At 58.2% G+C, this 14,506-nt stretch carries 9 protein-coding genes; 4 read left to right on the top strand and 5 right to left on the bottom strand.

The features are described 5' to 3' along the window. Nucleotides 1-7: 7 nt before the first annotated feature. The 5 genes from C8D99_RS09245 to C8D99_RS09225 form a co-directional block, all read right to left on the bottom strand. Complete coding sequence (locus C8D99_RS09245) at nt 8-2,113, bottom strand: lytic transglycosylase domain-containing protein (protein ID WP_166670107.1); 2,106 nt, start codon at nt 2,111-2,113, stop codon at nt 8-10. A 78-nt stretch (nt 2,114-2,191) separates the two neighbouring features. Beyond that, nucleotides 2,192-3,097: a GGDEF domain-containing response regulator gene (locus tag C8D99_RS09240; RefSeq protein WP_166670106.1), complete on the bottom strand. Its 906-nt coding sequence runs from the start codon at nt 3,095-3,097 to the stop codon at nt 2,192-2,194. A 9-nt stretch (nt 3,098-3,106) separates the two neighbouring features. Further along, the gene (locus C8D99_RS09235; protein ID WP_166670105.1) at nt 3,107-5,239 is read right to left on the bottom strand and encodes a response regulator; all 2,133 of its coding nucleotides are present in this window, start codon (nt 5,237-5,239) and stop codon (nt 3,107-3,109) included. Between the two features lie 25 nt (nt 5,240-5,264). Continuing rightward, nucleotides 5,265-6,503, bottom strand: a complete 1,239-nt coding sequence (locus tag C8D99_RS09230; protein ID WP_133957849.1) for an HDOD domain-containing protein — start codon at nt 6,501-6,503, stop codon at nt 5,265-5,267. A 41-nt stretch (nt 6,504-6,544) separates the two neighbouring features. Beyond that, a complete protein-coding gene (locus C8D99_RS09225; RefSeq protein ID WP_243833883.1) occupies nt 6,545-7,705 on the bottom strand; it encodes a threonine synthase in 1,161 nt (386 codons plus the stop codon). Between the two features lie 123 nt (nt 7,706-7,828). Between C8D99_RS09225 and C8D99_RS09220 the strand changes: the two genes are divergently transcribed. From C8D99_RS09220 to C8D99_RS15215, 4 genes are all read left to right on the top strand, one after another. Beyond that, entirely contained in the window at nt 7,829-8,458 is a 630-nt protein-coding gene (locus tag C8D99_RS09220) for a M48 family metallopeptidase (protein ID WP_133957848.1), read from the top strand. A 144-nt stretch (nt 8,459-8,602) separates the two neighbouring features. Continuing rightward, a complete protein-coding gene (locus tag C8D99_RS09215) occupies nt 8,603-9,556 on the top strand; it encodes a tetratricopeptide repeat protein (RefSeq protein WP_133957847.1) in 954 nt (317 codons plus the stop codon). Next, entirely contained in the window at nt 9,538-13,686 is a 4,149-nt protein-coding gene (locus C8D99_RS09210; protein WP_133957846.1) for a carboxypeptidase regulatory-like domain-containing protein, read from the top strand. The genes C8D99_RS09215 and C8D99_RS09210 overlap by 19 nt, the downstream gene beginning before the upstream one ends. A 150-nt stretch (nt 13,687-13,836) precedes the next feature. After that, nucleotides 13,837-14,496 carry a peptidase associated/transthyretin-like domain-containing protein gene (locus C8D99_RS15215; RefSeq protein WP_166670103.1) on the top strand — a complete coding sequence of 220 codons (660 nt, stop codon included), beginning with the start codon at nt 13,837-13,839 and terminating at the stop codon, nt 14,494-14,496. Nucleotides 14,497-14,506 lie beyond the last annotated feature (10 nt).

The following is a 14,506-nucleotide window of genomic DNA, read 5'->3' as shown; positions in this document are numbered from 1 at the left end:
TTTGACTTTATTTTCCTCCGTCGTCCAGAAGAAGAGGAGCTTCGTCGTCCCTGTCCTCAGGGTCGGGACCGTCGGCGGAAGTTTCAAGGTCGTCGTCAGGCACGTCGCCGGGCGCTCCCGGAGCCGCACCTTCTGTTCTGGGAATGCCGTACAGCGCCCTGTAAATGTGAAGATTGGCCATCACTTTCCTGACATAGTCATTGGTTTCCTCAAACCGGACCGATTCTATCCATTCATCCAGGGGAACGTCCTTCCTTCCGGCAAGCCAGCGTCTGGCCGAGCCGCTTCCTCCGTTGTAGGCGGCCACAGCCTGCTCCACGTTGCTGAAGGATTTCAAAAGGCGGGCGATATGGGCTGTTCCGAGAATAATGTTCTGGCCGGCGTTGTAGAGGTTGTAGTTCTTCATCTCCAGGGCTTTCGCCTCGCTCCGTGCCGTGGCGGGCATGAGCTGCATGAGCCCGGCGGCGCCCACCCAGCTTGTGGCGTTGGGATTGAAGGCGCTTTCCTGCCGCATGATGGCCCAGACGAGATTTTCCTCCACCTTGAACCGTTCCGCCGCCTTTCTCACCTCGTCCAGAAAGGGCCGGGGGTAGAGATATTCCATGCCCTTCCTGAAGAAAGAAGGCCCCCGGGTTATCTCCCCGGCGATGCGGCCAACGGCTGAATAGGCCGCCAGGTGATCTCCGCTCCACTCCGCCAGCCGGGCTGCGCGGAAGAGGGATTTGGCGTCGCCCCTTGCGAGCAGGTGCCACCGCGCATAGGTGATGAACCCCCACTGCTCGAGGTCCGAAGGGCTGTCCTGGGCCAGGGGACGGGGAACGTCAGGGACAATGGACAGCTTGTCCCCGCCGCTGAGAAAAGCGTAGATGGACAAAGGATGATTCTTCCGTATTTTTTCAAGGAAGGCGGCCTTCTTTTCAGGCGCCTTCAGCCGTTCGTATCCATGGGCGACCCAGTAGAGAACCCTGGGGCGCCAGTTCCCGTCCATACCTGAGGAAATACTCTTTTCCCATTCCTGCACGGCTCCCTTGATGTCGCCGCTGTTCCACCGGTCCCATCCCCGGTTGTAGAGGATACGGGTGGTGAAGGCCGAATCCGGAATAAGGGCGATGACCTTTTCCTCGAGTTCCCGCTTTTCTTTTCCTGAAGCGTGGGTCGAGAGGGAATACAGGGCCCTCGCTTTTATCGCGCCCTCCCGGGAGGCGGCAACTTCCCGGAGCACCCGGAGGGCCCGCTCCTTCTGGGCTCTCCCTGCAAGGATGGATATTCTCCGTATGGAGGACTCGGCATAGGTGGAGCCGTTCCTGGCGAGGTAACTCCACAGCTCGAGGGCCTCACCGTATTTCTGCTGGCTGTAGAGGGAAAAGGCCCGGTAGTATCTGGCCTTTCTTCCGTTGCGGGACTCGAGCGGGACCGCCTTAAGGAGGGGTACCGCTTTCCCGTGCTGTCCCCTGAGGTAGGCGGCATACCCGACGGCGAAATTCACTTCGGCTTTCCATGGTTTAGGCAGGGCCTCGAGGATCTTCAGGGCCGCGCTGTTTCTGGGGTGGATGCTGAGAAGGTTCAGGGCATAGGCAGTCCTGTCGCCCGGCAGCCCCAGGAGAAGCGTCAGGGCGGACGACTGCTGGGAGGTGTTTTCGGCGAGGCTGTACATACGCTGAAGATGCTTTCTTCTTCCTGCGGTGTCCTCTTCAGCTGTGAGCCTGTACAGGGCATAGGCGACGTAATAGGCTATGTCCGCCGGAGCCGCGGGCAGAAACTTTGCGGCAGCCTGCCTTGCCTCGTCCTTTCGGCCGGTCCTCTCCAGTCCGAGGATGGTCATGAGGGTACCGTAGGGCTTCACCGACTGGGGCCAGTGAGAGGCCGTCCGTTCAAGAAGCTCCAGCGACTCGGCCCATTTTCCGCGAAACCAGAGAGAGTTTGCCGCAAGAGAAAGTTCTCTCGGGGAGAGAACGCCGCTTTTTTGCGCCAGCAGGGTGTCCACACCGCGCCAGTCTCTTGCGGTAAAAAGCTCGTCCATGCCGGAGGCGGCTCCTCCGGCCGGAAAAGCAAGGAGGAAGAAAGCAATGGTTAAAGTGCTGAGGACAACTGGTGCTTTCAGCAATCTGGGCACCGGCATCCCTCCTTTCACATTTTTTCGGGCATTATAATAGGGGAAGAACAGGAAGAAATCTCCGGTAAAAATCCCTAATCAGAGGCAAACGGCGTTGCGTCCCTTTCTCTTTGCCCTGTACAGCGCCTGGTCCGCCCCCATAAGCATCTCATCGGGTCCGCTGGAGGAAGGGCTCCATTCACATATACCGAGACTGGCGGTTACGGTAAAAGGAGTTGCGCTTCCTTGCTGCGGCGCGGGGAAAAAAGGTTTTTTTTCTATCACCGAACAGACCCTCTCGCAGATCCTGAGGGCATCATCGCCCTTCAGGCCCGGAAAAACGAGAAGGAACTCTTCACCGCCGTACCGGCCCACAAGGTCATAGCTTCTCACCGCCGACCGGATCCGCCGGGCCGCCTCGGCAAGGACTGAATCGCCCGTCGCATGACCATAGCTGTCGTTGACCTCCTTGAAATGATCGAGGTCAAGAAGGGCGACGGCAAAAGATTCCCCGGACCTCTCGGAACGGGCGATTTCCCCCTCGAGACCGTCAATGACGGCCCTCCTGTTGGGGAGTCCCGTGAGCGAATCGTACAGGGCCGCCTTCCGGAGCTGTTCCTGGAGGAGGAGAATTCTTTCTCCAACCTTTATCCGCATCTGCAGCTCCTGGGAATCGAAGGGCTTTGTCACATAATCATCCGCCCCTGCGTCAAGGCCGGCAACGACGTTTTCCTTCTCTCCCTTGACGGTCAGCATGATGATGTACTGGTACGGCCTTCCCTTACGTGCCCCTCCGCCCATGCGGAGCCTCCGGCAGATCTCCGGCCCGTTCAGGCCGGGAAGCATCCAGTCCAGGATCGCAAGGAGGGGGGGATCTTCGCCGTTCAATACCGAGAGAGCCTCCACACCGTCGGAAAGGGCTACAGCATCGTACCCCCATTTTTCGAGCAGGGACTGCAGCATGAATAAAGATGTTGCGTCATCTTCGGCAACAAGTATTTTCATAGGGACCATTCATCCTTTCCATTCTCCGGTGCTTTTTGGACTCGCGTCTTCACCGTCCGCCACTTCGGCGAGAAACCTTTTTCGGGCCGCAAAAACGGCCGGCATCAGGGAACTGGCCTTCTCCCTTTTGCCGGCGGCGGCGGCTTCTTCAACAGCTGCCGCTGCTGCCATTATCTCCCTGGATTCCACGTTCGCCGCGGCACCCCGCAGGGTATGGGCCTTCATCTTCGCTTCCTCGAGACCGCCGGACTCGAGAAGGGCGGCAAGCTCCCCTGCAAGTTTCAGAGAATCCTCCACGAAAAGCCGTATGGTCCGTTCACAGAGTTTTTCATCCCCCCCCATGCGGTTGAGGAGGATATCTTTTCTGAAGACGGTCTTTTCATTCCCGCCGTCCCTGTCGCCCGTCCGCGCATTCTCCGCGCCGAGGTTTTTCAGGAGAAGCCTGACGAGATCCTCGGGGAGAACCGGTTTGCTGATATAGTCCGTCATGCCGGACCTGAGGTACTTCTCCCTGTCGGCGGGGAGTATGTTGGCCGTCATGGCGGCTACGGGAACCTGGCGGTCCAGAACGGGGGACGATGAATCCCTGATTGCGGCAATGGTTTCCAGTCCATCCATCACCGGCATCTGGATATCCATTAGAACAAGATCGTACCTTTTTGAGGAAAGTTTTTCAATGGCCACGGCACCGTCTTCCGCAATTTCTATCTCCGGAACGCCTATTTTCTCCAGCAGAGAGACGGCCACCATTCTGCTTGTTTCATTGTCCTCCACCACCAGCACAGAATATCCCGGGGGAAAGCCGATTACCGTTCCCCCTGTGCTGTCCTTCTCCCGGGATTTCCCGGCCAGGATCTTCAGGGGAAGGCAGAACCGAAAATGGGCTCCCTTCTCTTTCCCGGGCTCGATGGATATGAAACCTCCCATTCCTTCCACCAGTCGTTTGGAGATCACAAGACCGAGCCCCGTTCCGCCGTATTTTCTGGTAGTGGAGGGATCTCCCTGGACAAATGGCCGGAAGAGCCGCCCCGCCTGTTCTGAAGAGATGCCGATTCCCGTGTCCCGGACGTCGACTTGGAGAACACACAGTCCCTCCTCTCGGGGAAGGATTTCTCCGAGAACGGAAACTTCACCCTTCGATGTAAACTTCAGGGCATTCCCGATGATGTTGCCGAAAACCTGGCGGATTCTGAGAGAATCCCCGGACACCGTCCCGGGAATCTCTCCCCTGAGTTCCATCCGGAACCGGAGATTTTTCTGCCGCGCTCTCGGAAAAAAACTGTCCCGGATGCTGTTCCAGAATTCAGGAAAATCGAAAGAAGCATCCTCGAAGGAAAGCTTCCCGGCTTCTATCCTGGAAAAGTCGAGAAGATCGTTGATGAGCCGCAGAAGAGAAGAAGATTCATCCCTGAGGATCCGGACCATGTCGGCCTGACGGGAGTCGAGCGACGTGTCCTCGAGCAGTGTGGCCATGCCGAGAATTCCATTCAGAGGGGTTCGAATTTCATGACTTACGTTGGCGAGGAAGATGTCCCTGGCCCGCATGGCCTCCGCGAGGCTTCGCTCCGATTCCTCGAGCCGTTCGATTTTTCTGCTGAGCTCGCTGTTCAGGCCCCGGATCACGGTGTAGAGTTCTGCATTCTGGAGCAGTCCGGCTGCCGCGCTGAGGACAACGGTGAGGAAAGCGAAGGACAGGTCGAGAATATCCGCCTCGTCTTCTCCGAGGTACCCCATGAACATCCCCATGGTCCTGTTCTGGGTGGTCATGGAATGAAGGAGAATCTGCCCCCTGCCGTCGGTGGCAGTAACGATGACCGGCCTGTTCCTGTCCACTGCCCAGGCAAAGGTTCTGTCTTCAACGAGGGGGAGCATCTCCTTCTCGAAAAAGGGCCTGCCGGAGGAAGGGTCGCAGAACTCCAGGGACATATTGAGGCCGTCATGGGCGAAGACGATGAAGGCAAGAGATTCGAAGGCGATGAAGGTGCGCACTTTCCGGGCGCATTCCTCGAACAGGGCGGGATAGGAAAACTCCTCGTCCACCACCACGGAAAAGCCGAGGGAATCCACGGCGGATTCGAGAAGGCGTTTTGCCGCCTCCCGTTCCCTGGAGAGAATCGCAAGTCTTTCTTTCATTTTTTCCATGGGATCTCCGCTCATCATTCCCGCCTCAGGCCACGAGGAAAATATGCATGATTTCCCGGATCTGCCGCTCTCCCTGAACGAGGACCGATTCCAGATCTCCTTCGTCCAGACCGAGATAGTCCCAGATCTCCGGAGCCGGGGCGGAAAGATAGGCCGAACCGCTTGTTCCTGTGCGGAGCCCGTTGGCAATGTAATCCGCGGCATGAACAAAGGCGGACTCTTCGGGGGCGTCTTCTTCCAGGGGCGAGTGGTGGAAGTCGCAGAGCTTCCGTATGCTTTCGGGGATGTTCCATTCTTCGAGAAGAACCTTTCCCACGGCGGCGTGGTCAAAACCGAAAACCCTCTTTTCCGCCCGCCAGAGGGGAATCCGCTCAAAGAAGGAAAGTTCGAGGGCATAGGTCATCTCTGCCGGTGTCTTGGTGTAGAGAATGATCCTCCCGAGGTCGTGCAGAAGTCCGGCGAGGAAGAACCGCTCCTCGTTCCGTATTCTCTTCGAATAGGCCAGAAGGCGGGAAAACACGCCGCACGCGATGGAGTGCTTCCAGAGGGATTTCATGTCCACGTACGCGGGCGGAACATGGCGAAACACCGTCATGGTGGACACGGCAAGGGCGAGGGCCGTCAGCTCGTTCGACCCAATGATGGCGATGGCCCTGGGAATGGACAGTATCGGGTTCGGAAAGCCGTAAAAAGAACTGTTCACCAGCCGGAGGAGACGGGCGGTAAGGCTGGGGTCCTTGCCCACCACTTTCGCGATGGAGGTGGCGGAGCTTATCGGAGAATTGATGACTTCCTGTATCTTGAAGTAGATGTCCGGGAACGAAACGAGCCTCACCTCGTTCTTTGCGAGGCCGTAGGCGGAGAAGGTACGGCCGAAGTGCCCTTCCGGCGGGCGCGGGAGCTGTTTCATGGCAGGAAGGGGGTCCGGGGTTTTGCCGGAAGAGATTTCTCCGGCAAATTTCCTGGTGCAGAAGGACCGGATCCCCGCCGGCGCAGCCGTTTCACCTTCCGGAGGCGGAAAATAGGAATCCACGTAGGCGGCGGCCGACCGGAGAGCCTCTTCCCGGAGATTCTCCCCGAGCACTATCTCACCGTCCTCGGCCCCTTCCACGGATGCACCGGTTACGCCCCAGATCTTGAACATCCGGATATGATTTTCTTTCAGAGCGGCGCCCCTGCCCAGGATGAACCTGCCGTTGGGAGCGGACAGGTCTTCTTCGAGGACCATCCCCTCCCGCAGGTTGTTCACGCTCACCCTGCCCATGGCAGATCCCTTCCCGGCAAAGGGGAATGCCGTCTTTTCATTCAGTCCTCCGGCGGGGAGGCAAAAAGGGAGAGAATCTTTCCGCTCCCCTTGAGCCCTGACCCGGTAAGAACCGCCGCCACCGTATCTCTCCTTCCCACCCCGCCGTCACGGGAAAGCCGTTCCGCCGCCGCCGCAACGATGGCGCTCGTGGGTTCGACAAAGTAACCTCTTCGGGCGAGCTTGACAAAACCGTCCCAGATTTCCCTGTCGGAAAAGGAAAGGACGGCGCCTCCGCTTTTTCTCACCGCTTCGAGGACTTCTCTCCCCCGAACAGGTTCCGCGGAGCTGATACCTTCTGCGATGGTTTCCGTTTTCCGCACTTTTCCGGGAATGGGTTTTCCTTCCCTGAACGCTTCTTCCAGGGGGGCGCAGTTCTTCGGCTGAAGGGCGAATATCTTCGGAAGGGTTTCTATTTCCCCGCTTGAGAGCAGTTCTTCGAAGGCAAGGGCACAGCCGAGAACGAGGCTCCCCTGGCCGGCAGGAAGAAGGACCGCATCCGGGGCGGTGAATCCCAGCTGTTCCCACAGTTCAAAAGCAAAGGTCTTGATCCCGTGGGCGAACCAGGGACTCCAGTTGTGGCTTGCGTAAAATGCGGTCTCCGCGGCCTTCTCGGCTGCCCTGGTCGTATCCTCCCTGGTTCCGGGTACCCTTTCAAGTTCCGCCCCGTAGGAGGCAACCTGGACACACTTTCCCTCTGAGGTGTAGGAGGGCACGAAAACACGGCACCGTATGCCGGCCCGGGCGCAGTAGGCCGCCATGGAGGCTCCCGCGTTTCCGGAAGAATCCTCTATAACCTCATGGATTCCCTGGTCCCTCAGTCTGCTCACCAGGTAGGCCATCCCCCGGTCCTTGTAGGAGCCTGTAGGACAGGCAAAGTCGAGCTTCAGGAAGAGTTTCATGCCGTTCCACTCTTCCCGGACAAGGGGGGTCCATCCCTCACCGAAGGACACCTTCTCCTCCGGTCTTTCCAGGGGAAGGGAGGCCCCATAACGCCACATCCCCTGTTCACCGGAACGTATCCGTTTTCTGTTCATGGGGGGAATGCCGCCGAAGTCCGCCTTGAAAGGAGCCCCGCAGCCGCACCGCCACAGCAGGCTGTCTTCCCGGACCGCTGCACCGCAGAGAGAGCACTGAAGCATCATTTTGCCGTCATCAGTCATAATAGGATATTATACGTAATTCTCCCCTTTCCTGCAGGGAAAAAATAGGCAAGAATTTCAAAAAGGAACGAAGTTTGAAAGACAATCCCGGGAACTTTTCCCCGAAGAAAGGAGGAGAACGATGTGAAAAAAGCATGGAGACTCCTTCCCGCCGTTTCTCTCCTGGCCCTTCTTTTCACGGGAACACTGGAAGCAGCCATTGACCAGGCCGCGGTTAACCGTGCCTGGAAGAACATTTCCGCAGCGGCTGGAATCGAGCATAAGCCGGTCAATTTCGAGAACAAAAAAGAACCCAACGCCTGGGTGAAGTTTTCGCCCGGGAATCACTCGGTCCATGTCACCACCGGGCTGATGGCCATACTCGACCACGAAGACGAGATCGCGGGTATTCTCGCCCACGAAGCGGGGCATATCCAGCTGGGACATTACAACAGCTCCGTCGGGCGCAGCCTGCTCTGGGGGCTCCTTTTCCATGCACTTGAAGGAAACGCGGCCCGGGAGATTGCCGGAGGGGTGGGCATGGCCCTGGCCGAATCGGGCTTCAGCAGGGAACAGGAAGTGGCCGCGGACGATTACGGCATCAGGACGGCTTCCGCCGCCGGGTACAGTCCGTGGGGGCTCGTCCGGGCAATGGAGAAAATGAAGGCCGCCGGATTCAAGACCTCCCCGAACGGTTTCAATTCCCATCCTCCAACGGACAGGCGCCTTCTTCGCCTGAGAAACAACGCATCGGCTATTGAACCCCGGAAATGACGGAATAACCCCGCACAAGGGACACTGTTTACAGAAGCGGGAGCCTGAGGAGGCTCCCGCTTCTGTTGTATAATATGAAGCATCTTTCCGCCTGTTCTCTTTTTTCTGACGTTTTCAGTGTGCCCGTTTCCGGGTGAAAGCGAGATGATCGCAATGCAGTTGACTGTGTCTGTTCTTGCGGCGCTGCTGCTTTTTTCGATGCCGCTTCAGGAGGCGTCAGCGGCAGATGAAACGGTGACCGTGGAAGAGGAATTCATTCTCGAGGAAGAAATACCCGAGGACGACAGGCCTGATTTCTTCAGCGGACGGGACAGCGACATCTTCGCTTCCGCCGGGGACGTGTTCGGGACGGAACCGGAGCAGGAAGAATTTGACAGCCTCGACCTGGCATACCCGCTCAGTCCCGGGGAAGAAAAGGCCCTTGCGGCGGCCATGGAAAACCCTGATGAGCCGAACGTACTCACCCTCGCCATACTGAGGGCACGTAAAGCCTCATCCATACTGGATTCCCTGAAGTCCGGCGAAAGAAAGACTCCTTCAGAAAAAGGCCTGGATAACCCTCTGTACCTTGCCCTGGCCAATGCCCTTTCAGCGGCGGAACTCGCCCCTGATGAACCGGATTTTCTTTTCCTCGTCGCCCAGGTCTACGCGGCCTTCGGCCCGAACCCCTTCACCCTGGAGCTTGCGGAAGAGGCGGCTTCAGGAACGCTGGAACTTGACCCCTCGTACTCCGAAGCACGGCTTCTCCTCGGTATTCTGCAGCACCAAAACAGGTCCTTCGCACTGGCGATAGATAACCTGGAAAGGGCGGTTTCCGAAAAGCCGGCTCTGCTCGACTTCCGGACGGCATCCCTCCTCGGTGCCGCCTATTTTCTTGAAAACGGCCTTCCCCGGGGAGAGCAGTTCTTTCGAAAGTACCTTTCATCCGTGGAGCCCAACGGCACCGCCCTTTTCTGCCTTGGGGTAATCCTCCACGGGATGGAAGAGCTGCCGGAAGCAGGGGAAACGATGAGGCTGGCAGCGGAAGCCTTTTCCCAGGACACGGAAAAGGCTGTCTATGTGCGTTCAGTTCTTGCTGAATGGACCGAAGGGAAGTGAAGGAATTGAAGACAGCGGAAACGAGGCATTACGGGAAATTTTTCTCTCTCTTTTTCCTGTTCACCCTCCTCGCCCTTCATCTCTTCTCCTTCGGCGGACAGGCACTCGGAGCATCCCTCGAGGAGGAGATGCTGAGCGAACTGGGCAAAGTACGGGATAATTTTGCGGCCTCCGAACCCCAAAGGGGACAGTTTTCCGATGAAGGGAGCTTCAGCTCCGCACGGAAAAAATGGCTGAATGATTTCCAGAAGGCGTCCGACGGCGTTCGGACAACCTACAAAAACCGTGACGGCCGGTTCACCGAGATCAAGGACGCAATCAAGTCCTCCGGGATGGAAAAGGAGTTTCTCAACTCCGGGAGCGCTCCCAAAACTCCTTCAAGCGACATCGACCTGACGGAGATGAAGCCCGGGAGCGCGAAAAAGCTTGCGGACCAGCTCAACTCGAAGGGCTATTCCATCCGTCCTGACCCGAACGTTCCCGGACGGTACGTGGATCCCGCAAAGAAGCTCGTGATCTGGGAGACCCCCCCGAACCTGAGGACCGGAAGCCCGGAATGGCGGAACTGGGTGACGTCCCGGGCAGGTGCTGAAGATACCTTTTCCACCGCTGGCGGGCTCTTCGAGACCTCAGGCGGCAAGGTGGGCGCGAAAGACCCCGCCGGTGCGGTCCTCGACAACGTGAAAAAAGCGATGGAGGCAGGGATCGGAAAGAATCCCGCTGCCGGGGAGATCGATTCCAAAACCATCGGCAAAAGCGTAAAGAAGGCCATGGAATGGACGGGCACGACTCCGAAAAAGGGTGAAGCGGCCGAATTCGCCAGGCAGGCGGAGAACCTGCGGAAGGGAAGAAGCTGGGAGGAAGCGGGTATAACAAGCCCCAACGATCCCCCGGAGGTGAAAAACAAAAAGATCCGGCAGTGGCTCGATAAAGCCCAGGATTCCCTGTCGAAGTCCTACCAGAAGGCCCAGAGGCAGAGCCAGAAGATCACGGACGGAAAAGTGAAGGAACTCACGGAAATACTGAACAAAAAGCCCCCCATGTCCAAAGCCGACCAGAAGACCTGGAGAAAACTGACGGACGAGCTCCATACAATCTCGAAAAGCAACGGTGAGACCCTGAGAAACATTGCGGAAAAGGCCCCGGAAATCGGGGGAAAGATCACGAAACAGCAGGTGCGGCTAAATCCTGACGGCACGGTAACGGACCTGAAAACGGGCAAAACCATGACCAGGAGTCAGTTTGCGGACAAAACGGCGCCGGGGACAAAGAGAACAGTACCGAAGGTGATCAAGCCTCAACTTCCCCAAAAACCGGCGACTCCAACGCCCCCTCCTCCGTCGAAGCTGGTGAAGGTCGGAACGGGCATACTTTTGGTCTACCAGGGATACGAATCCCTCAAGGCGTATTCCGACTATCTTGACAAGGCCGCACGGGAGGATCCGGAGAATTTCGGCTTGCTCACTGTCGGGAAAGGCATAGGGTACGGGGTGGCGACCTTTTTCGGCATTCCCGGGCTGATCCAGATGGGAGAGCAGATCGGGCTCTCCACCCGGGAACAGTACCTCAAGGACCTGCGGGAGGGGAAGGAATGGCTCCTGCCTCCCGCTGTCTGGGCGGGTGCCTACGCTGCCTGGGAGTTCGGGAAATCCGTGACTGTGGGGCCGCTCATCTCCGGCGCCGAGGCGATCTCGGAAGGATACGGACTGGTCGGCGACCTCCTTGACGCCCGGAAAGCCGCCCAGCGGGCGCTGGACATGAAGCAGCGGCTCGATACGGCCTACAAACCTCTCTCCGACCTCATGACCCATGTCATCGGGGGTCCTCTCCCCCCTATATGGGAGAAAAACCGCTGGAAATACTACAGGATCTTCAAGCCCATCCTCGACGACAGGGAAGCCCTTGAAAAGATCATGAAGACTCCCGCGGGGAAAGACCTGTGGAAATGGATGAAGGAGTACAAGGACAGGAGAGCGAAGGAACTCGGCATTACCTTCGGTTCTCCCGGGGCGGACAATCCAGACGACAACGACAACATCGGAGAAGCCATGCTCGCCCTTCCTCCCCAGGAGCTGGGCCTCTACCTCCGGGCGGCGGAAAAGGGAAACGCCTTCGTCATGGATTTCCTTTCTTCCCGGAACAGGGGCGCCTTTTCCGAACCGTTGGGCCCGGAAACACTGGGGGCCTTTCTACAGGGCTCGAAATCCGGTGAGCGGGTGACCTTCGAGGCTCCTTTCTCCGAAGAGCAGGGAGCTGCCGCGGAAGAAATCTACAGGGATCTCCTGAAGACAGTCGCGGAGACACCAGACGTAGCGATCCTTTCCTCGGGGTACGCAAGGGGAGCGGCGGCCCTCCTCGGCGGAACGGAACCCGCGACACTCCTGCAGCCTGTTGACGCCGGCGAGTCCCTTGCGAAATTCAGGCTGCTCATTCTCCCGAGCGGATCCCTGTCCGACTGGAGCCTCTCGGAGACCTTCCGGAACGCGGTGGAGAAATTCGTCTCCTCTGGAGGAACCCTCCTCGCTTTCTCCCAGCAGCTCGGGAAAGAATATGCCGTTCTGCCCGGAAAGGTGACCGCCTACGGATTCGCGGAAGACCAGAGCTGCCAGTACGCCTCCGCCCGGATCACCGCTTCGAACGGGGCCTTCTGCTCCATGACGACCCATACGCCGGATTTCAACGTGGACGGATATTTCCTCGACTACCCCGCCGAAAGCGAAATCTGGCTTTCGAGAACTAAAAACGACCAGCCCTGCATGATCTCCTTCCCCTGGGGCAAAGGACGGGTCGTACTTTCGACCCTGTACCTGGACTGGGCGGCCGGCAACCACCAGGGGACCGTTCATGAAAGGCTCTTCTTCAGGGATCTGATCTCCTTCCTTCTTGACAACGCCCCCGTCCTCCCCCATGCGGGCAAAACCGTCCGCGTTCCCCTGCCGGGACCCGAAACAGGCGAGCGCGGGGTTTCCTTTGCGCCCCTTCTTCTCGGCCCGGACGGTGCCGAGATAGAAGTCCCTTCCCAAACGGTTTCGAGTGACGAACTTGAACTTCCCCTCCCGGGGCTCCCCGGCTTTTATCGGCTCGGCGGCGTTTTCGCCGACGGATCGGGAAAGAAAACAGGAGTGGTTTTCCCAAGAACACGCTTCGGACTGAGCATCCTCCCTGGAGGCCTTTCTGGTGCTGAAGACGGGCAAAGGGACGGCGTGAGCGCATCGGTGGCCAGCGACCTGGAGAACTATATCAGGGGAGCGGAAGGACGGTTCTCCATTCTCCTCTGGAACCGGGGGGCAGCTGAAAAGACGGTTCGGGTCGACTGGAGGTTCCCCCACAACTACGGAAGCGCGCCGGGAACGGAGAAAGAAAAATACGCCGGATCGAACACCCTGGCCCTGAAACCGGGGTCGCGGGAGACAATAAACCTCTCCATACCTATCGTGAATACCGACGGAATCGACAGGCTGTGGGTCGATGTCTTTGACGGCCGGACAGGCGAGAAAATGAGCACAGTATCGAAAGGATTCTATACGAAGAGCCCGTCCGCTGAAATTTCCGTCCTCCTTTCAGGTCAAACCTTCCCGGAGGGAAGCGCGCTGAAGGGCGAGGTTTCCTTCAAAAATCCCTTCAGGGCGAAAGGAACAGGCACTTTGAGGATCAAGGCCGCTGATTCTGCAGGAAGAACTCCCCTGGACAAGGAAATCGGTTTTGAAGTATCGGAGGAAGGTGCAGCCGTTCCCTTCGAGATTCTCCTTCCGGAAAACACGTTCTCGGGAGAATGCTCTCTCCAGGCGTTTCTCGTTCTCAGGGGGACCATCGTCGGTGTAGGAAGCGCACCATTCACCTACACCGGCAGGCCCTACCCCATCAAGGGAAAGGTCGCCGACCGCATCACAGGCTCTCCGCTCTCCGGGAGCGAGGTCGAATTTCATCTCGGGGGCTCCTCCTTCAGGGGAAAAACCGACGGAAACGGCGTTTTTGAGATTGCTCTCCCTGACGGACGGTACAGCATCGAGGCTTCTGCGGAAGGTTTCAACATCTTCACGGCAGAGGCCGTTATCGGTCCGGAGGACAGGGCCGAATTCCCCATAGCCCTCCTTCCCCTCGGCAAGGGAGAGGGAACAGGAATGGTCTAGGGACGGGTTTTCGACAGGGTAACCGGCGAGCCCGTACCCGGATGCCTGATCGATATCATCAAGGGAAATGAAAAGTACACGGTACAAAGCGATGCCTCGGCCCGCTATTCCCTGGCGCTGCTTCCCGGCGATTACCTGGCACGGTGTTTTGTGGAAGGACAGAGCTGGAGTTCATCGGAATTTCCCTTCAGGATAACCGAGGGATGGGAGCAGCGCCTGGACCTCTATCCCCCCCTGGGGAAAATACGGCTCAGGATCCTGGACGCCATATCGGAAAAGGAGGTGGGGAGCGTCACCGCAATTCTCAGGACCAGCGATCTTTCAAAGGATGACGGCTGGAATCGGGACATTTCCTTCTCCGTCAACGGCGGACCCGCCGCCCTGACCGCTCCCGGGAGGAGAGCGCTGAGGATATCCGCCGACGGGTACAGGCCTCTTGAAACGGAAATCCTCGCCGGAGAAAGGACAAGGGAAACCCTTCTCTACCTGACCCCGAAAAAAGGCTCTATGAAGATCATCTGTGTCGATCTCGTCAGCGAAGCTCCCCTGGCGGGGGTGGCCGTCTCTGCGGGACGTCCCGGACAGCCGGCATCCGAAACAAAGAAGACGGACGACGACGGAGGATGCATCTTCAGCCTCGAGGACGGACGGTGGGTCATTTCCGCCGAGACGGAAGGATACAGCATCCTTTCAACGGAATGGTACTCGTCGGTCCACCCCGAGGCGGAGGTGCCCGAGGTGAAACTGTATCTTTCCCGGGATACACAAAAAAAACGGGAAGCGCACGACTGGCCGTCCTCGACAGGATGACCGGCAGTCC

This window comes from Aminivibrio pyruvatiphilus (assembly GCF_004366815.1).
Taxonomy (GTDB): domain Bacteria; phylum Synergistota; class Synergistia; order Synergistales; family Aminobacteriaceae; genus Aminivibrio; species Aminivibrio pyruvatiphilus.
The sequence above is the reverse complement of the archived record's forward strand: the minus strand, read 5'-3'. Positions and strand labels throughout refer to the sequence as shown.

What these genes read in the sequence shown, in the direction of transcription:
- C8D99_RS09240 (WP_166670106.1), bottom strand. Translation starts at nt 3,097, where the DNA reads ATGAAAATACTTGTTGCCGAAGATGACGCAACATCTTTATTCATGCTG.
- C8D99_RS09235 (WP_166670105.1), bottom strand. Translation starts at nt 5,239, where the DNA reads ATGGAAAAAATGAAAGAAAGACTTGCGATTCTCTCCAGGGAACGGGAG.
- C8D99_RS09230 (WP_133957849.1), bottom strand. Translation starts at nt 6,503, where the DNA reads ATGGGCAGGGTGAGCGTGAACAACCTGCGGGAGGGGATGGTCCTCGAA.
- C8D99_RS09225 (WP_243833883.1), bottom strand. Translation starts at nt 7,705, where the DNA reads ATGACTGATGACGGCAAAATGATGCTTCAGTGCTCTCTCTGCGGTGCA.
- C8D99_RS09215 (WP_133957847.1), top strand. Translation starts at nt 8,603, where the DNA reads ATGATCGCAATGCAGTTGACTGTGTCTGTTCTTGCGGCGCTGCTGCTT.
- C8D99_RS09210 (WP_133957846.1), top strand. Translation starts at nt 9,538, where the DNA reads ATGGACCGAAGGGAAGTGAAGGAATTGAAGACAGCGGAAACGAGGCAT.